This window comes from Providencia sp. PROV116 (genome assembly GCF_028482485.1).
GTDB lineage: Bacteria > Pseudomonadota > Gammaproteobacteria > Enterobacterales > Enterobacteriaceae > Providencia > Providencia rettgeri.
The window spans coordinates 1-19,476 of the sequence record NZ_JAMPQO010000002.1; the positions used below are offsets into that span (position 1 = coordinate 1).

Annotated in this window: 19 protein-coding genes; 6 read left to right on the top strand and 13 right to left on the bottom strand. The window is 39.5% G+C overall.

Annotation, left to right across the window (positions count from 1 at the left end; translation table 11 throughout):
* The 4 genes from rsxC to PSE72_RS01585 form a co-directional block, all read right to left on the bottom strand.
* A partial coding sequence (gene rsxC, locus PSE72_RS01570) for an electron transport complex subunit RsxC (protein ID WP_272690871.1) occupies nt 1–1,814 on the bottom strand: 1,814 nt, incomplete at its 3' end.
* Nucleotides 1,807–2,421: an electron transport complex subunit RsxB gene (gene rsxB / locus PSE72_RS01575; RefSeq protein ID WP_109912259.1), complete on the bottom strand. Its 615-nt coding sequence runs from the start codon at nt 2,419–2,421 to the stop codon at nt 1,807–1,809. The genes rsxC and rsxB, both read right to left, overlap by 8 nt.
* Nucleotides 2,421–3,002, bottom strand: a complete 582-nt coding sequence (rsxA, locus tag PSE72_RS01580; protein ID WP_004910983.1) for an electron transport complex subunit RsxA — start codon at nt 3,000–3,002, stop codon at nt 2,421–2,423. Before rsxA ends, rsxB begins: the two co-directional genes overlap by 1 nt.
* Before the next feature lie 84 nt (nt 3,003–3,086).
* Nucleotides 3,087–3,527, bottom strand: a complete 441-nt coding sequence (locus PSE72_RS01585) for a DUF2569 domain-containing protein (protein ID WP_115167217.1) — start codon at nt 3,525–3,527, stop codon at nt 3,087–3,089.
* Nucleotides 3,528–3,655: 128 nt separating this feature from the next.
* Here PSE72_RS01585 and PSE72_RS01590 point away from each other — a divergent pair, with 128 nt between their 5' ends.
* On the top strand, nt 3,656–4,699 hold the full coding sequence (locus PSE72_RS01590; protein WP_115167218.1) for an oxidoreductase: 1,044 nt from the start codon (nt 3,656–3,658) through the stop codon (nt 4,697–4,699).
* A gap of 60 nt (nt 4,700–4,759) precedes the next feature.
* The gene (locus PSE72_RS01595) at nt 4,760–5,734 is read left to right on the top strand and encodes a bile acid:sodium symporter family protein (protein WP_272690872.1); all 975 of its coding nucleotides are present in this window, start codon (nt 4,760–4,762) and stop codon (nt 5,732–5,734) included.
* A gap of 264 nt (nt 5,735–5,998) precedes the next feature.
* On the opposite strand, the gene add is transcribed toward PSE72_RS01595, so the two are convergent.
* The 3 genes from add to manA form a co-directional block, all read right to left on the bottom strand.
* Entirely contained in the window at nt 5,999–7,000 is a 1,002-nt protein-coding gene (gene add / locus PSE72_RS01600; protein ID WP_272690873.1) for an adenosine deaminase, read from the bottom strand.
* Between the two features lie 194 nt (nt 7,001–7,194).
* Nucleotides 7,195–8,841 (bottom strand): YdgA family protein, encoded by a 1,647-nt coding sequence (locus PSE72_RS01605; protein WP_226537849.1) that lies wholly within the window; start codon nt 8,839–8,841, stop codon nt 7,195–7,197.
* Nucleotides 8,842–8,948: 107 nt separating this feature from the next.
* Nucleotides 8,949–10,124 carry a mannose-6-phosphate isomerase gene (gene manA, locus PSE72_RS01610; RefSeq protein ID WP_109912254.1) on the bottom strand — a complete coding sequence of 392 codons (1,176 nt, stop codon included), beginning with the start codon at nt 10,122–10,124 and terminating at the stop codon, nt 8,949–8,951.
* A 179-nt stretch (nt 10,125–10,303) separates the two neighbouring features.
* Here manA and fumC point away from each other — a divergent pair, with 179 nt between their 5' ends.
* Nucleotides 10,304–11,701, top strand: coding sequence for a class II fumarate hydratase (gene fumC / locus PSE72_RS01615; protein WP_004910966.1), 1,398 nt, complete (start codon nt 10,304–10,306; stop codon nt 11,699–11,701).
* Between the two features lie 60 nt (nt 11,702–11,761).
* Here the strand turns inward: fumC and tus are convergent, their stop codons facing one another.
* From tus to PSE72_RS01630, 3 genes are all read right to left on the bottom strand, one after another.
* A complete protein-coding gene (gene tus, locus PSE72_RS01620; protein ID WP_217007714.1) occupies nt 11,762–12,679 on the bottom strand; it encodes a DNA replication terminus site-binding protein in 918 nt (305 codons plus the stop codon).
* A 133-nt stretch (nt 12,680–12,812) separates the two neighbouring features.
* On the bottom strand, nt 12,813–13,391 hold the full coding sequence (locus PSE72_RS01625; protein WP_004910963.1) for a lytic polysaccharide monooxygenase: 579 nt from the start codon (nt 13,389–13,391) through the stop codon (nt 12,813–12,815).
* Between the two features lie 84 nt (nt 13,392–13,475).
* Nucleotides 13,476–14,747, bottom strand: coding sequence for an MFS transporter (locus PSE72_RS01630; protein ID WP_109912251.1), 1,272 nt, complete (start codon nt 14,745–14,747; stop codon nt 13,476–13,478).
* A 125-nt stretch (nt 14,748–14,872) separates the two neighbouring features.
* On the opposite strand from PSE72_RS01630, the gene PSE72_RS01635 reads away from it, so the two are divergent.
* The 3 genes from PSE72_RS01635 (at nt 14,873) to bioD (ending at nt 17,904) form a co-directional block, all read left to right on the top strand.
* Nucleotides 14,873–15,784: a LysR family transcriptional regulator gene (locus PSE72_RS01635; RefSeq protein WP_115167221.1), complete on the top strand. Its 912-nt coding sequence runs from the start codon at nt 14,873–14,875 to the stop codon at nt 15,782–15,784.
* A gap of 91 nt (nt 15,785–15,875) precedes the next feature.
* A complete protein-coding gene (locus PSE72_RS01640) occupies nt 15,876–17,087 on the top strand; it encodes an ROK family protein (RefSeq protein WP_115167222.1) in 1,212 nt (403 codons plus the stop codon).
* A 142-nt stretch (nt 17,088–17,229) separates the two neighbouring features.
* Nucleotides 17,230–17,904 (top strand): dethiobiotin synthase, encoded by a 675-nt coding sequence (gene bioD, locus PSE72_RS01645; RefSeq protein WP_004910953.1) that lies wholly within the window; start codon nt 17,230–17,232, stop codon nt 17,902–17,904.
* A 73-nt stretch (nt 17,905–17,977) separates the two neighbouring features.
* Here the strand turns inward: bioD and PSE72_RS01650 are convergent, their stop codons facing one another.
* The 3 genes from PSE72_RS01650 to ydfG all read right to left on the bottom strand — a co-directional run bounded on the left by PSE72_RS01650 (nt 17,978) and on the right by ydfG (nt 19,463).
* Entirely contained in the window at nt 17,978–18,211 is a 234-nt protein-coding gene (locus PSE72_RS01650) for a DUF1161 domain-containing protein (protein WP_115167223.1), read from the bottom strand.
* Between the two features lie 48 nt (nt 18,212–18,259).
* Nucleotides 18,260–18,631: a DUF1283 family protein gene (locus tag PSE72_RS01655; RefSeq protein WP_115167224.1), complete on the bottom strand. Its 372-nt coding sequence runs from the start codon at nt 18,629–18,631 to the stop codon at nt 18,260–18,262.
* An 82-nt stretch (nt 18,632–18,713) separates the two neighbouring features.
* Entirely contained in the window at nt 18,714–19,463 is a 750-nt protein-coding gene (gene ydfG, locus PSE72_RS01660; protein ID WP_109912249.1) for a bifunctional NADP-dependent 3-hydroxy acid dehydrogenase/3-hydroxypropionate dehydrogenase YdfG, read from the bottom strand.
* Between the last annotated feature and the right edge of the window lie 13 nt (nt 19,464–19,476).

Consider the following 19,476-nt stretch of genomic DNA (forward strand, 5'->3'; position numbering starts at 1 on the left):
GCAGCGACAGCCGCTTTACGTGGATCAACTTCGGTATTCGCTACCGCATCAGCGACTGGCGGCGTGGCAGGTTGCTCTTGAGCGGCTTTTTTAGCTTTGGCACGCGCAATAGCCGCAGCGACAGCATCTTTACGGGGATCATCCGTTGCTGTTATATCAACAGTTTCTGTTTGTGCATTAGCCAGCTTTTCAGCTTGTTTAGCACGAGCTTGGGCTTTACGAGCTTCGCGAGCGGCGATTACTGAACTATTGTCTGGGAGTTCACCGGAAACAATCTTAATGGGTTCCGCTGTCAGCGTTTGTTTGGCTTTAACTCGTGCTAAAGCCGCATTAACGGCATCTTTATCTGCACTATCGACTTGCACAGCCGCTTTTTTATGGCGTTCTTCTCGTGCTTGTTTATCACGTTCCATACGCAACTGTTTTGCTTCAAAACGCAATTTTGCTTCAGCAGCACGGCGCTCTTCTTGAGCAATTTCACGAATTTCTGCTTTTTCTTGACGGTAATATTGTACTAACGGAATATTACTCGGGCACACATAAGCACATGCACCACACTCTATGCAGTCAAATAAATTATGTTTTTGCGCTTTTTCGTGTTCATCTCCTTTACTGAACCAGTAAAGTTGCTGAGGTAGTAGCGCAGCAGGGCAGGCTTCAACACATAACCCACAACGAATACACGCTTCTTCTAGTGCTTTAGGCCCCATTTCTTCCATGGTAGGAACCAGTAAACAGTTACAAATTTTCACGACAGGAACATTTAAGTCGGGCAGGGTAAAGCCCATTAAAGGCCCTCCCATAATCACCATTTGTTCTGGTTCAGGGTTAAAACCTGATTGCTGTAATAGATGTTTAACTGGAGTCCCTAAACGAGCCCAAAAATTACCCGGTTTGCTGATTGCTTCGCCTGTGACCGTGACTACTCGTTCGATTAATGGCTGGCCATCGATAACCGCGCGTTTGATAGCAACCACAGTACCGACGTTTTGCATTAACACGCCAATTTGTGAAGAACGCGCACCGGATGGCACTTCTTTTCCCGTTAAAATTTTTGTCAGCTGTTTAGCACCACCTGATGGGTACTTGGTTGGTATAACTCGAATGAATATTTGTTTGTCTTGCGAGGTGATTGCATCTTTAAGTGCACGAATAGCTTCGGGTTTATTGTCTTCAATACCAATTAGTACCTGGTCTGGGTTCAATAAATGCTGTAAAACACGGCAGCCTTCAATAACTTCCTGTGCATGTTCTTGCATTAATCTATCATCGGCTGTGATATAAGGTTCGCATTCAGCCGCATTAATAATTAATGTTTTAATTGCATCTTGACCACCTGCCAATTTTGATGCGGTTGGGAAACCAGCACCGCCGAGACCCGCAATACCCGCTTGTTCAATTTTCTGTAGTAATTCAGCGCGGGTTAATTGAACGTAGTTAGGCTCGGGGTATAAAGTACACCATGTATCTTGGCCATCGGATGCAATACGTACACACAACTCTTTTAAGCCAGAAGGATGCGCTGTCACCATGGGTTCAATCGCAGTGATAACCCCTGAAGTTGAAGCATGAACAGGCACAGTACGTCCAAGGCCTTTAGTTAAAGGCTGGCCTTTTAAAACGAAGTCACCGACTTGAACAATCAGCTCACCTTCAGGGCCTAAATGTTGTTGTAATGGGATAACCAGTTCATCAGGTATTGATGCAATACGCATTGGTGTTTGGCTTGATTGTAGCTTCATTTCAGGCGGATGGATCCCACCTTTGAAATCCCAAATATTATCTTTTTTCAACCAATTAAAGAGCTTAAGCATGAGTTTCACCCCTTGCTTTAGTTACAAATGGTTCATTGGGTTCAACATTGATATTTTTGACTGGGATGGTGTTTAAATCCCATTTCCAATTGGCTGTGGTGGTTTTCACGGGAACAAGCTCAATACAATCGGTAGGGCAAGGGGCTACACACAGGTCACATCCTGTGCACAAATCTTCAATAACGGTATGCATGGCGCGGGTTGCACCCACAATAGCATCAACAGGGCAGGCTTGAATGCATTTAGTACAACCGATGCAGTTTTCTTCATCGATAATAGCAACTTTACGAACTGGATTTTGCGCGGCTTCACCACCATCGATTGGTTGGGGGTCAACATTAAGCAACTCAGCGATTTTTAGCATGACTTGCTCACCACCAGGGGCGCATTTGTTGATCATTTCCCCATTATTTGCAACCGCTTCAGCGTAAGGACGGCAGCCAGGGTAACTGCATTGACCGCACTGACTCTGAGGTAATATCGCTTCAACTTGTTCAACAATAGGATCAGCCTCAACTTTGAATCGTAATGAGGCATACCCTAAAATCAGCCCAAAAATAAGGCCAAAAACGGCTAATATACCGATAGCAATCCATACAGACATCATTAGAATTTCACCAAACCACTAAAGCCCATAAACGCGAGAGACATCAAGCCAGCAGTAATTAACCCAATTGACGAGCCCTTAAAAGGAGCAGGAACATTGGCAACAGCTAAACGTTCGCGAATAGCGGCAAATAACACCATCACTAATGAAAAACCCACAGCAGCGCCAAAACCATACACGGCAGACTGCATAAAAGTATGAGACATATTAATATTTAATAAGGCAACACCAAGAACCGCGCAGTTGGTGGTAATTAAAGGCAGAAAAATACCAAGTAAACGGTAAAGCGTTGGACTCGTTTTCCTCACCACCATTTCAGTAAACTGTACAACGACAGCAATCGCTAAAATAAAACTTAGCGTTCGCAAATATATGAGGTCGAGAGGAATGAGGATGAGAGTGTCAATCAACCAAGAACTGATTGACGCTAATGTCATAACAAACGTCGTTGCTAAGCCCATTCCAATGGCGGGTTCGAGTTTTTTTGAGACGCCCATAAAAGGGCATAAGCCTAGGAATTTAACGAGAACGAAGTTGTTAACCAGTACTGTTCCAACAAAGAGTAATAGATAATCAGTCATGCTATTGCCTGAAATGAAAAAAGAACAAAAACTGACCGAAGCCAGTTAAACTATCATTATGATATCAAGCAATTTATGTGATGCTTATCGATCTTGTGTGAAAGTCATTTTTACACGTTGGGACCGTTTTAAATAAGGGACAAAGAAACCTGCACCAATTAAAGGCCACGCTAAGACTTGCAAAGCAGTTTCATCATCAATAGGTGAAAATGCGAAGGTTTTTATACCTAACAATAATAAAATCATTAACCAAATAATAAAGCGGCGAGGGAAATGTTTTGAACGAGAAAACATGAGTTGCAACACATGGATACTGAAAATAGTCATCCCAATAGTAATCACGAATGACAGATACCATGCGGCAGGAATAAAGCTTGTCCAATGGTCAACAGTCGTGACAATCTCATAAAACTTAATGCAATACATGACAGTCATACTGCAAACAGCTAAAAAGGTTAATAACAAATAGATTGCTGGAACTAATAACCAGCCAGTGATGCGGTTAGCGTCATAAACTGAAGTCATAATCAATAAAACCCATTTTGGCGAAGTCGCTGGACAATTTACAATCCTATCATAGATTTATTTGCCATTTCATTCCTTCTGATGGTACTTTTTATCTCCACCTGTGTTTATCGTTGTATGAGGTCTAAATGTCTAAACCAATTAAAGTTGCGATCGTCGGATATGGCTATGCTAGCAAAACATTTCATGCTCCCTTCCTTGGCATTTTAGAAGGGTATGATTTAACAACGATTTCTAGCAGTGACCCGAGTAAGGTTAAGGCTGATTGGCCAAATGTTCATGTTGCCGCCTCTCCGGAAGCTATTTTTGCTGATAAAGATATCGAACTCGTCGTTATTCCTACGCCTAATGATACTCATTTTCCTCTCGCACAAGCGGCATTAGCAGCGGGAAAACACGTTGTTGTTGATAAACCATTTACATTAGATGTCTCACAAGCTGAACAATTGAAACAACAAGCGGAGCAAGCTGGAAAATTACTGTCGGTTTATCATAACCGCCGTTGGGACTCCGGTTTTTTAACCGTTAAAAAAATCTTAGAAGAAGGTAAGCTTGGGGATATTAAATACTACGAATCACATTTTGACCGTTATCGCCCGTTAGTTAGGCAACGCTGGCGTGAAGCGGATATTCCCGGAGCCGGTATTTGGTATGACCTAGGTCCGCATTTATTAGACCAAGTCTTACAATATTTTGGTAGGCCGTTAGGGATCAACGTTGATCTTGCCATGATCCGTCCTAATGCACAGGCAGTGGATTACTTTCATGCCATTTTGCAATATGCTGATAAAAAAGTGGTATTACATGCTACAACATTAGCCGCTGCACCAACACCGATATATGTTATTCATGGTATGAATGGTAGCTATGTTAAATATGGTTTAGACACCCAAGAAGACAGCTTAAAGAGCGGCCAACGTCCAGAAGGGGCTGATTGGGGAATTGATACCAATATGGGTAATGTGACGCTGTCACAAGGTGATGAGCTTATAACTCAATCTTGGCCAAACCAACGCGGAAATTATGGTGGTTATTATCAAGGGATATATGATGCGATTCGCCATGGTAAACCAAATCCTGTCACCCCGAGCGAAGCGATAGATATTATGAAACTTATTGAAGCAGGTATACGTTCGGTAAAAGAAAAACGGACTATCGAAGAAATATTTTAACGTCATCAACGCTCACTATAAGGCCAGTTAACATAACTGGCTTTTATTATGGATAATCGAATGAATTTGCTAGCTAAACTGAGAATAGACCCATTTTTACTTATCATGATTGGTGTTGTCATTCTAGCCAGTCTTTTTCCTTGTGAAGGTGACATAAAAACGGGGTTTCAATATTTAACTACTGCTGCAATTGCATTGCTGTTCTTTATGCATGGAGCCAAGTTATCTCGTGAATCAATCATGGCGGGGATAGGGCACTGGCGTCTACATCTCCTGGTTTTTGCGAGTACATTTATTGTATTTCCTATTGTAGGATTAGGACTCGCGGTGATTGTACCTAAATGGATGTCACCGACGGTATATATGGGCTTTTTATACCTATGTGCTTTACCTGCAACCGTACAATCAGCAATTGCGTTCACATCAGTGGCCGGTGGGAATATTGCCGCAGCTATTTGTAGTGCATCGGCGTCGAGTATTCTTGGGGTTTTTCTTTCGCCAATCTTAGTTGGCTTATTGATGGATGCTGATGGTAGCAAAGCCATGGATACACTCAATGCGATAGGCTCCATCTTAATGCAATTAATGCTACCCTTTGTCGTGGGGCATTTATCTCGACCATTGATTGCCAATTGGATTAACCGTAATCGTAAGTTAGTGAATATGACTGACCGGTCTTCAATATTGTTAGTGGTTTACGTGGCATTTAGTGAAGCCGTTGTAGAGGGGATTTGGCAGAAAATAGATGCATTTTCACTCTTGATGATAGTGGTTGTTACATGCGTTATTTTATTTATTGTCATTGTGTTTAATACGTTAGCTGCGCGGCTGTTAGGTTTTAGCAAAGAAGATGAAATTACCATCGTTTTCTGTGGCTCGAAAAAGAGTTTAGCGAATGGCGTACCCATGGCGAATGTGTTGTTTCCTGCTGCGACAGTAGGGGTTATTTTATTGCCATTGATGATCTTTCACCAAATACAACTGATGGTCAGCGCTGTACTTGCTCAGCGTTATGCTAAGCGATTATCAACCTAAGATTGAGGGGGGGGGGATTTACCCCCTATGTTTGTCATATTGATTTATAGGTCACCTTTAGTTTAGTTACAACATACAATATAATTAATAATGTATACATTAACAATTGTGTATCTAAGCTAAGTTCAGTTGGCCAACTAGAGGAAGGGGCAGGTTGATTAACGGTGCCAGTCTATTAGTTTACAGCGTAGAACTAGCTATATGGAGTAACTTGAGTGTTAAATTTAAGAGGGCATTAAAACTAATGCCCTTAATATATCTAAATTAGCGGGTAGTGACTTTATCTAAGAGCATTTTTTTCTCACTATCCGATAAAAATGCCATACTCAGACCATTTCGTTGTGCTTGTTCTATTTCTGCTGCCGTTAAACCGGCTTGTGGGGCAGCCACTTCATATTCATGCCGTAACTCAATCCCTTGAACTGCAGGGTCATCTGTATTAATTGAAGCCAGAACACCTTGTTGTAAAAAGTTTTTTAATGGGTGTTGAGCTAAAGATGGAACTGTACTTGTTTGAATATTTGACGTTAAACAGCTTTCCATGCCAATTTGATGTTTTACTAAATACTCAATTAGAGTAGGATCTTCTATTGCTTTAACGCCATGACCAATTCGTTGTGCGCCTAATACCTTAATAGCATGCCAAATACTGTCTGCTCCAGCTGCTTCACCTGCATGAACAGTAATATTTAACCCAGTATCTCTAGCTTTAATAAAATGTGACTCAAAGAGCTCTCCAGGGAATCCGAGCTCATCTCCCGCTAAATCTAATGCGCATAAATGATCTCGATGCGCTAATAATCCTTGCAGCTCAGTTGTACAGGCTTGTTGGCCAAAAGTGCGGCTTAAAATACCAATTAGATTAATTTTAATATCAAATTGTTGGCACCCTGCACGTACACCATCAACAATGGCTTCAACGACACCTTCAACAGGCAATTGGTGTTTCATCGCCATATAATAAGGGGAAAAGCGCAGCTCTGCGTAATCAATACCTGCATTAAAGGCATCTTCAACATTTTCAAATGCCACGCGGCGACAGGCATCTAAGTTTGCTAAAACAGCGACCCCCCAATCAAGTTTTGCTAAGAAACCGACTAAGTCAGCTTCTTGTCCTATAATTTGAACATGAGGGCGTAATGCTTCAAGCTCTGAAGCAGGTAATTGAATATGGTGTTGCTTTGCTAAGGAGAGAATTGTTTCTGGACGGATGTTGCCATCAAGATGGCGGTGTAAATCGGTTAAAGGTAAATGTGTTTTAATCACGGAATGATCCTTTATCTATTTTCTATCCTCATTTTGGCTTTTATTTCGCTAAAGGCAATTGCAAATCACGAAAAATGTGAAACGCGATCACTAATTACATTGCAAATGTGATTAATGTCACATTTGTTTTGCGATGCAAATAAAAAAGCCAGCTAATATTAACTGGCTTTTGTGATTAAATTATATCAATTAGATTAGTTAGCTGGCGCTGCATCTTGAGGTGCTAATTCAGGCTCAACTTCCATTCCTGGTGCTGGTTCTGCATCTGGAGCAGGGACTGCTTCATATTCTAATGCATCTTCTGGATTAGACATCACTTTCATCTTAGTGAGGAACTCAGCTAAGGTATATTTGTCATTATTGAATGTCAGGTCATTACCTGCAAATTTGATAGTCATAGTTAAATCATTTTCGCTATCAATCATCCAAGGTGATTTTTTCTGTTTAGCTTTTTCAGCACGTTCTTCATCCGTCATAAACATTTCTTCAAACGGAGAAGAGAACATATCTGAAGTCAGCATTTGCTGAACACCTTCAAACTCAGAAGTGACCATGCCTTTCATTTCTTTTTTCGTGTTAGCATCAACTGGAACACCTTGATCTAAAATCATTGCTTGAGTCATTGATTCGATCACCATTGGTTTATTCAGTTTTAAATTGAAATCAAAAGAAGTAATGAGCTGCTTGATAGCTTCATCAACTTTGTTAGACATTGCTAACGCAGTAATTTCGTCTTGGTTCCATTTATTGAATGTGATGTTTAGGTCAATTGAGCTTTGGCCAGCTTCATTTTTCCAGTAGAAAGGGCTAACCGTGAATACCGGCTTGCTCTTCATTAGCTCTGGCAATGTCGTAGACATCATTTCCATAGCTAAACGCTCTGTTGCTTCAGTTGGGTCGCCATTAGCTAAACCTTGTGCTAAAGCTTCATTATATTGCTCAACGAATTTACCTAATGCTTTTGCATCTAATTTTTCAATAGCAACCGTCAGTTCGCCTGAACCTAAGTTTTGCTCTAATGCTTTTAAGTCAGAGATGCTATAAGAAATATTCCCTTTCACATCTTCGCCAGTAATAGAGGTGTCACTTGAAATTTTGAAATCTTTAAAAGAGAATTTGGTTTCAGGAATGTTGAAATCTGTATCCGCAATAACAAATGACTGGGTTCCGGTGTAGAAGCCATATTGTGATTTTGTCACATTAGAGACTAATTTTAAGCCTTTTAGTGTCATAGATTCAGAGTTATCTTTCTTACCGATAACTAAATTATCAGTGACTAAAGTTGCATCTACAGCAGCAAGGTCGGAAGTCGTTGATACATCAAACTTAGAACCACTGAAAGATAATGAAACATCATCTTTCTTATATTCGACAGGGATCAGCTCTAAATTGGTATCAATACTTTTACTATAGCCAATGACCGCAGAACCATGAATAAATGGTTTACCTTGTGTCGCTTCAAACAATTCTTTTGTTGTTGCGTTGTTAGCTAATTCAATTTGCGTCGCTGCTAATTTTGGTAATAAATTAAACTTAGCGACTTGTGATAATGGGAATGGACCATGATCAATATTCGTTTTAAATACGATAGAGTCGTCTGGTGATGCAGAATCAGCAGAGGTGATTACGATATCCGCTTTAGATGAAAAAACACCTTTTTCATAATTTTCTACTTTAAAATTCAAACCTGACTCAGGCACATTTACAGCAAAAAAATCGTTGGTTTTGAGGATTACTCTATCAAGTTCATCTTTTACTTTAGAACCTGTATACCATGAAGCTCCGGTCCACACTGCACCCAGAGCAACAATAACACCAACCGCGACTAATGACTTTTTCATTATAAACATCCATCCTTTCAGTACGTTATTGCCGTACTTATAAATTTATAAAAGTTTTAAATAACCGCCATTCATTGAATGAAGACGGTTAAATACAGAATATGACTCTATTTGTTAAATACTCGGGCTAGTTTACCACTGCCATTAATGGTTATGCTTTTCTCATAAGCCGGTAAAAAAACAGATTCACCTGAATTAATGCATATTTCATCATTACCTGAATGCAAAACTAACTGGCCTTCAATACAGAACAAAATTGAGGCACTATTGTTAGATAGCGCAACTTCCGAGTGGTCTATAGAATATATATTAAATGCAAAATCTTCTACTGGAATATTATATTTCCAGATATTTCCAGATTTTTCGGGAATGCTTAATAAATCCTTTGCAAACGTAGGCTTAAAGTCAATATTAGCAATCAGCTCTGGAATATCTATGTGCTTGTTTGTTAACCCGGCACGCAGCACATTATCGGAATTTGCCATCACCTCTAACCCAACACCTTCAAGATAGGCATGCGGTGTTCTTGCATATAAGAACATCGCGTCACCAGGCTCTAATTCAACGATATTAAGAAGAAGTGGGGTAAATAGCCCATTATCTTCAGGGTACAGGCTAACCATTTGTTTTATCGAGTTCCATGGTTCACCTTGTCGGCTATTTAACGCGGCTTTCAATACACCAAGCGCTAAATCTTTTTGTTCACCTGTCAGATTAAGAATTTGTGCAAATAAACGTGATAATTTTTCTTCAGTTGGGTCCTGAACAAATAGCTGAATATCCGGATGTGCTGCTGAAACAAAATCCAGCAATTGTGCAATTTCGTCGAGTGGGCGAAACGCATTCATGGCTTTAAAAGGCGTTAATGCAAAGATTAATTCAGGTTTATGGTTATCGTCTTTATAGTTGCGTATTGGGGAGTCTAATGGGATCCCGGCTGAGTTTTCTTTGGCAAACCCAACTTCAGCGTAAGTTTTATTTGGGTGTACCTGAACAGATAACGGTTGAGCTGCACATAACACCTTAAATAAATAAGGTAAACGATGATAAGTTTGTGCGACATGCTGGCCTAAATAGGTTTCAGGAGCACTTTCGATTAAGACATTAAGTGGAATGCTTTGATTTTTTTCCTCATCGAGAACTTCAGAGCTTGCTTTTGGATGAGCTCCCATCCAAAGTTCAGCCATAGGTAAGTTATCAGGGTTTGAAATCCCATATAGCTTAGTCAGGGCTGTTTTACTGCCCCAGTCATAGTTTTGGACTTTGTTTATCATTTTAAGCATAGCAAAATTCTCTTTTTCATAAAAATCAACTGATTTCCTTTTCACTACAGTACAATAAGCTCGACCAAGTCTCATAAATGAAATTCAATTTGTGGCATTATACTGCTCGGTTATTTGCTTACCTGCAAGCAGATGATTCTAAAATCAATTATTCTGTGTATGTACCTAAGGAGATAGTAATGGCAGCCACTCGCATTGAAAAAGACTCAATGGGACCAATTGAAGTACCTGCTGACCAATTGTGGGGCGCGCAAACGCAGCGTTCTTTAGAACATTTCCGTATATCTGTAGAAAAAATGCCTGTTGCGTTGATTCACGCACTCGCTATCACAAAAAAAGCCGCTGCTAGTGTCAATATGGACCTTGGATTATTAGCCAAAGAGCGCGGTGATGCAATCATTGCTGCTGCTGACGAAGTCTTAGCTGGCAAACATCCAACGGAATTTCCTCTCGCTATTTGGCAAACAGGTTCTGGTACGCAAAGTAACATGAACATGAACGAGGTTTTAGCTAACCGTGGTAGCGAAATTCTCGGAGGCCAACGTGGCAATGATCGTCTTATTCACCCTAATGATGATGTGAATAAAAGTCAAAGTTCAAATGATGTTTTCCCAACGGCAATGCACGTTGCTGCGGTTGTCGCAATCCGCGAACATCTTCTCCCAGAACTGAAAGTTTTGCATCAAACATTAGATGCAAAAGCGAAAGAATTTAAAGATATCGTAAAAATCGGTCGTACTCACTTACAAGATGCAACCCCACTGACATTAGGTCAAGAAATTTCAGGTTGGGCTGCAATGTTGGCGCATAATGAAAAACACATTGAAAACGCTGTTCCGCATGTGTGCGAATTAGCGTTAGGTGGTACAGCAGTAGGAACTGGTTTAAATACGCATCCAGAATATGCAGTGCGTGTTGCGAAAAAAATCGCAGAATTAACTGGCCAGCCATTTGTTACAGCGCCTAATAAATTTGAAGCATTGGCAACGTGCGATAGCCTTGTGCACGCACACGGTGCTTTAAAAGGTTTGGCTGCCTCTTTAATGAAAATCGCGAACGATGTTAGGTGGTTAGCATCTGGCCCACGTTGCGGCATTGGTGAAATTTCAATTCCAGAAAATGAGCCAGGCAGCTCAATCATGCCCGGTAAAGTTAACCCGACGCAGTGTGAAGCATTAACCATGTTATGCGCACAAGTTATGGGAAATGACGTTGCTGTTAATATTGGTGGTGCATCCGGTAATTTTGAGCTGAATGTATTCCGCCCAATGCTAATTGATAACTTCTTACAATCCGTTCGTTTGTTAGCGGATGGTATGCGTAGCTTTAATGAGCACTGTGCGATTGGCATTGAACCAAACCGTGAGCGTATTGAAAAATTACTTCATGAATCATTAATGCTAGTAACAGCTTTAAATACTCACATTGGGTACGATAAAGCGGCAGAAATCGCTAAAAAAGCTCACAAAGAAGGGCTGACTTTGAAAGAGTCTGCATTAAAACTCAACTATTTAACAGAAGAACAGTTCAATGATTGGGTTCGTCCAGAAGATATGGTTGGCAGCATGAAATCTTAAGCTAGCCAATTAAACTAGCGAATATATAACACCCATACTGTTTTACAGATGGGTGTTTTTTTAGCGCTCAATATACAAATTTAAACGTGGTATTAATAATTCAACTGCTTTTGCTTTAGGGCGATTACGAATAGCAATGTTATTTGCATGGTAATCGGGGAGTTCACCGACTTTAATTTCTGTCACCGTTTTTTCAAGTGCAAAAACAAATAAAGGTGTTGCACAGGCAAACTGCGTTTGTTTCTGTTGTTCTTTATCCCACACTCGAGCTATTGGCTGAACTTTGACAGGACGTTGAATTTTCAAAACCGCATTATGGGGTAGGGAATCAATTAAGCGAATTTCATTTTCCAATTGTAAAAACCAATGTTCTTTAGGTAAATGAAGAGGGGAGCGACCACTTTCTAAACTTGCTTGTAAGCGGTCTAGTACTGTTTCTTTGGTCACTTTATTGATGACTTTTTTATTCGCCCAACCAAAATTAATCGTATCGATATCAACCAATGAGGTGAGGGTGCGGTAAGTATTTAGTGTTAGCAGTCCATGTAAACTGCTACGTATAAATTCGAATCGATGTGGTTCGTTAACTTGAGTGACTATTGCTTTTATATGCATCTTTAACTCATTGATCTTTGATATTAATGAATTAAAGTCACGATACGTCTGTAAATTGGTTTGTATACATATTGCCCCAGGTAAGCGGATAGCGGCTTTATTGCTAATTTCTTCTGATTTATTCTGTAAAAATAACAAGTTAATTAATTTTATTGTTTCTTTTACTGCATCATGGCTCACCACCGCTTCCACTGCGATTTGTTCTATCTCATTATTTTCTTCACCTTTGATTACCGAAGGTAATTGAAATACATGGGCTGTAAATGGTACTTGCTTTGATTGATCCAATAGCAAAAGGCTAAATTGGTTTATTTGTGATTCCAATTCATTAAACGTATTAATCAGGTCTTGTTTATTTGTCATTTAGTTACAACATTCAATATGTGGTAAACAATAATTAACATTAACTATCGTGTTTATCAATAAAAAATAAAGCCTAAAAGGGCAAGTGGGTATTTTAACACTTGTCCTTCTCTTATTATGACTTACGTTTACGCTAATTTATTTCTGCATCAATGACTTGGTAAAACGCATTTACCGTATCATTTATTGTCCAAATTGCTAAAATCACATGGTAACCTTTTTGATTCTTCGGTAATACGCAATTGTGCTCCACGCTCTCCCCTGGAATTTCTACACGTTCAAATTTACAAAATGGGGTTAGTATAAACTGTTTACGCGATAACGGCGAATTGGGTTGCCAATCTGGTTTAGTGATGAAGTATTCCCATTTTGTTGTTTTATGTTTCGCAGTAATGCGCCATTTAAACCTAACATTTGGTGAATTTATAATAGCTCGTTGCCACCGAACAGTAGTTTGTATGTCTAAGGGAGAAAAAAGAGCATTAGCTGCACTGGCAATTTTACCATCGGCTGGGCCGTATTTGGGAAAGCCTTGTTTGCCTTCAATGGATTGCGGTTCATATTGCACTGGGCCACATTGCTTATTTACCCCTAACTTACAATAGTATGAACGACTTTCAGGGGACTTAACATAGCCATGCGACCAGACCACAAAACTGCAACAAAAAAGCAATGGTGCAAATAAAAATGATTTTATAGAGAATGATTTCATTGGGTTTCCTCGTTATTAATAGACACTCATATCATCTACTAATAACGGGAGAAAATGGTAGTTTAACCTTTATCAGCCTCTAATCTACTGGTTATAACAAATTGATTTTAAACGACAAGCGATGATAAGACCGATAAACAGTATGCCAGCGATAAATAGCGCAACACCCGTCCAACCAAAGTGTTCCCAAAATAAACCACCGACTGTACCTGCGATACTTGACCCTGCATAATAACTGAATAAATACAGAGAAGAAGCTTGTCCTCGTGCTCGTTTCGCTCTACGTCCCACCCAGCTACTGGCAACAGAGTGCGCAGCAAAAAAACCGGTTGTTAGTACCGTCATCCCAAATAAAACTAACCACACATTCGAACACAATGTGATTAAAATACCAATTAACATCAGGGTAATAGAAGCTATCAATATACGACCAAGCCCATATTTTTGAGTTAGGCTTCCTGTTTTAGTCGCACTGTAAGTCCCTGTTAAATAAATAACAGATAGCAAGCCAACCGTAGACTGAGAAAATGAATAAGGTGCGTCAAGTAAACGATATCCGATGTAGTTATACATTGTGACAAAACCACCCATCAAGACAAAGCCTTCGATAAATAGAAAAGGTAAACCTTTGTCTCTAAAGTGTAGATGTAAATTAACCCATAGATTTTTAGGTTTTAAAGAACTCGCGCGGAAATGTTGAGAAGGGGGCAGTAAGCGCCAAAAGCCAATTGCGGCAATAAGGGCTAACGAACCTAAAATAACGACAGCAACACGCCATGAATAAAAATCTGCGATCACCCCCGTCATTAACCGGCCGCTCATACCTCCCAGCGAGTTGCCACTAATATACAACCCCATAGATAGTGCAACATAACTAGGGTGGATCTCTTCACTTAAATAGGTCATAGCCACTGCAGCAACACCGCTTAGCGATAAACCAACTAATGCTCTGGCAATTAAGATCCCTTGCCAGCTCTGCATGATTGAGCTGAGTAGAGTAAATAATGCAGCGCAGGTCAATGCAATAACCATCACATTCTTACGGCCTATTGCGTCTGAAATTGGCCCAGTAATTAATAACCCTAATGCCATTAAGCCTGTACTCAGTGATAATGATAAACTTGCTGTTGCAGGGGAAATGTTAAAATCTTCTGACAGCATAGGCAAAATTGGCTGAACGAAATACAGCAAAGCAAATGTGGCAAAACCAACGGTAAAAAAGGATAAGGTCACACGTAAATACAGCGCGTCATCTCTTTGTATGTAATGTTTTTTTGGTGTGGTATGTCCCTGTAAGGGGGTTCTTATTCCTTCATTAGGTTGCTCAGATGTAAGGCTATTTTGTGAGTGTTCCATGTTTATTCCTTGTCATACCAACACACTTGATTTCGATCAAAGAATAGAAACTTTTTAGTTTTTTGTCTAATATATTAATTATTCATAATAATACTTTAAACATATTAATGGGTATTAACCAAACGATGAGTATAGAACTTAGACATCTTCGATACTTTATTGCTGTCGCGGAAGAACTTCATTTTGGTAGAGCTGCTGAACGATTGCATATTTCGCAGCCCCCTTTAAGTCAGCAAATACAAATACTTGAAGAGAAAATTAATGCAAAACTATTGGAAAGAAATAACCGAAATGTGGCCTTAACGGCAGCGGGGACTATGTTCTTAAAAGAAGCATATCAAATTTTAGCTCAAGTCGATGCAGCAGCAACAAAAGCAGCTCGCATGGAAAAGGGTGAACTTGGAGAGTTATCCATTGGTTTTACTTCAACTACGCCATTTATGCACAAAGTTACGATGAGCTTACGGCAATATCGAGAAGCTTACCCTGAAGTTTCTATTCATATGCACCAGATGAATACCAAACAACAGATAGCGCCATTAATTACGGGGCGAATTGATATTGGTATTATGAGAAATACGGTATTACCAGAACAATTGGATTATCAACTATTATTTAAAGAGCCTTTTATGGTGGCCGTCTATGAAGGTCATCCATTATTAGAATTTATTGATGTAGGTGTGGATATTCAGCAACTTGCTGATTACCCTTTTATTTTCTTTGAGCGCGACGTCGGTACAGCGTTATATGATGAAATCAATCAATTACTAACATCTGCGGGAGTGGTACCGACCATTTCTCAAGAAGCCGGGGAAGCAATGACTATTTTGGGTTTAGTTTCCGCAGGTATGGGAATATCTGTGATTACAGAATCATTTACTCGTATGAAAATTGATGGTGTGAAATACTTAAAACTCACCAATATTAATGCTTCATCTGAAGTCTGGTTAGTCTACAATACACGTAGAACATTGCCCTCCGTCGCCAAAAAATTAACGAATCTTTTGATGGCCAACATTGTTGGTAATCAAAAGTGAGCAAGTTCACACTTTTAATGTAAATGAAATCACTCATACACAGATTAAGGCATAATAACTCATTGCTTTATAAAGGAATTGAATTATTACCATGGTGAATCAAACTGGCCATATAGACCAAATCAAACAATTAAATACGGGTATTGTTTACCGTATCATTGATCAACATGGTCCAATTTCGCGTATTGCTTTGTCAAAACAAGCACAGCTTGCGCCCGCTAGTATCACCAAAATTACACGTGAACTTATGGATGCTCACTTAATTAAAGAATTAGAGTTTCCGGTACTCGGTCTGCGCGGACGCCCAGCAGTCGGGTTAGTCATTGAAAGTGAAGGGTGGCAATTTTTAGCTATTCGTATCGAAGGCCAAAAACTCACGATTTCTCTGAAAGAAATTAACGCGGTTACCTTAGCTCAAACAGAGTATCCATTTACACCGCTAGGAAATAGCGAATTTATCGATTTTCTTTCTGAATTAATTAGTCAATTCTTTGCCAGCCAGCAAAAAATATTAGAAAGAGTCACCGCGATAAGTATCCTTATTGATGGTATTTTAGACCCTCATACTGGCGTTATTTATCAGCATTCTTCTTTTAAAATCCACCAACTTGCCATCGCGGAACATCTTACCAAGCAAACTGGTTTACCCGTTTATTTACATCCGCCAGTGGATGCTTTAGCCTTAATGGACCACTTCTCCCATCAGGAAAAAAGAAAAGAAAAAAATATCATTTACTTACAGCTACAAAATGTTGTTAATGTCATGGTATTAAACCATGGGACAACATTGGATAGGAGTACCCATCGGCCTATTCTATTCGGCCATACTCAATGTGAGCCTGAACAAAATAACGTTTGCTACTGTGGTAGCTATGATTGCTTAGAAACCCATACATCCATTCCTGCAATATTACAACAAGCTAATAATTTGCTAATAAACTACCCTGATTCATTTTTGCATCAGCAAGATATCTCAATAGATAAAATTTACGCTGGCGCAATTCTAAACGACAGTCTTTGTGTTTATCTTATTAATAAGGTTGCACAACAGTTGGCAAAACCGTTAGCACTGATGGTAAATTTATTGGGTAGTCAGCTCATTTTGGTTAATTCTCCTTTGAATCAAGATTCTGATCTGTTTTTAAAATGTTTACATAAACATATAAATAAACTTTCTATTCCTCTGTATTCGTCTACATTAGTGATAGAAAAATCTACATTTAGCATCAAAGATAGTGAAACTTCATTAATACAGCGAGCGTTATACGATGGTTCACTTCTACTACAACTATTACAAGGCTAAAACAATTCGATAATATTTACACTATCGTACACAAAATTGAGCTAACGCAAACTTCTCACTTACCCATTCCAATAAACTGAATCCATATCATTTTTGCAGCTTATTGCTGTATAAGTCTGTCACTTCAGGATAGAAAAAGACCATGATCAATCTATTTGTTACCGGGACAGATACAGATGTCGGGAAGACAGTATCGACGCTTGCTATCCTGCAAGCACTAAATAGCCAAGGAATTAAAGCCGTGGGCTACAAACCTATTGCTGACCAATGCATTGATACCCCTGAAGGAATCAGAAATAAAGATGCATTGCTAATTCACAGTGTTTCTAAAGACCTTGTTTCCTACGATGAAGTTAATCCTGTGCGTATCACGGACAATTACAGCCATGAGAACAGCATTGATTTCAATAAAATAAAGCATGGTCTAGACCATTTACATCATCAATGTGACATGGTTGTTATCGAAGGTAATGGGGGATGGCGCTATTTGCTTGATGACAATACTTTTTATGCAGACTGGTTAAAAGGCCAGCCGGTCGGTGTTATCTTAGTCGTAGGTATTCAACATGGCTGTGTTAATCATGCACTATTAACTGCGGATGCAATCCGAGCAGATGGATTACCATTAATCGGTTGGATGGCAAACCGTATCAACCCAGGGTTAGCGCACTATGCTCAAATAATTGATCGGTTACAACATCATATTAAGGCCCCATTAATTGGGGAAATCCCATATTTATTGCGACCGGAAGAAAGAGAGCTAGGGCATTATCTCAATACAGATAAACTGCAAGAGCTTATCGCTATTCCTAACTAATTGCGTTAATAATCCAACAAAGAAAAAGGGCGCTATCATCAAATAGCGCCCTTTATTTTACCTAAAATATAGACTAATGGCGGGTATAAATGATTTTATAAGAATCATTTTGGCAGTGACCTACAACTTGACCTTTAGATGAGTCAACTTCATCATTAGGTACTGCGACCAAACTAAAATTATCAGCAGGAACGCCATTATTGATAATCTTTTGTTTGATTTCCTCAATCACACTTTCACATGAAGCTTGCGCAAAAGCGGGCGCTAGCATCAGTACAAATAAGGGTAACAATAATTTCTTTTTCATCTTATCTCCTTGTTGAACAACAACTCCATAAGGCAACCTATTATCAGGTTATGGATTACTAATTGGACGACCATTACTCACATCAAGGCAACGTTTGGTGCTTGGCTCCCAATAAGCATTTAGATTAAGACTTTTTTCACATTTATCTTTTGCATCAAAAGCGGCATCTACTTTATCAAACTCTTTTTCAGTACGCGTATTAACTTTATTACGCAACATACGGGTACTATCCCATTGTTCCTTTTCTTGACGCGCTTGCTCTTTATTAAGAGAGTCATCACCTTTACCTACTGAAACACAAGTACTACCTGCAGTACATGATGTTGTCGATTGTGCGGCAGAAGACGACGTAGCCCAAAATAGAGGGAGACAAAAACATAACGCAGTTAAGCCAGTTTTCAACATTTTGTGTGAATTCATGGTAATTCCTTACTAAACAGGACTGATAATCTGAGTATAGCTAAAAGTGTGCTAGTGCGTCTGTATAGAATAGTACTAAAATTTAAAGTTGTTTATGTACGGTTAAACCTGCAAACGTTTGGCAAACAGGCATTAATTCTAATGTATTTACGTTCATGTGAGCAGGTAGCGTGGCAACCCAATACACTGTTTCAGCAATATCTTCAGGGGTCAGGGCGTCTGCGCCTTGATAAGTGCTAGCTGCTTTATCGTCATCCCCTTTAAAGCGAATATTTGAAAACTCTGTGCCACCAACTAAGCCTGGTTCAATATCGGTAACTCGAATTTTTTTCCCTTGTAAATCAGCACGTAAACCAAGTGAAAATTGTTTCACAAAGGCTTTGGTTGCACCATAAACATTACCACCTTTGTAGGGCCAACTTGCCGCAGTAGAACCAATATTAATAATATGACCATGATTTTCGACTACCATGTTTTGCAACACCTCATAGGTCATATTCACTAAGCCTTTAGTATTCGTATTAATCATAACGTCCCAGTCATCAGGATTTGCATCAAAAGCAGGCTCTAGGCCCAATGCAAGACCGGCATTATTGACTAAGACATCAATGTTTTTGAGGTGAGTAGGTAAATTAGCGATTGCAGATTGAATGGCTTTTCTGTCTTGAACATCCAATGTTAATGGATAAAATTTATCCCCTAATTCTTGATGTAGGGCTTTTAAACGTTCAGTTCTACGCCCTGTACCAATAACAGTATGATTATTTTGAATAAATTTACGAGCGATTGATTCACCAAAGCCAGAAGAAGCGCCTGTTACTAATATAATCATGGAAACCTCAAAT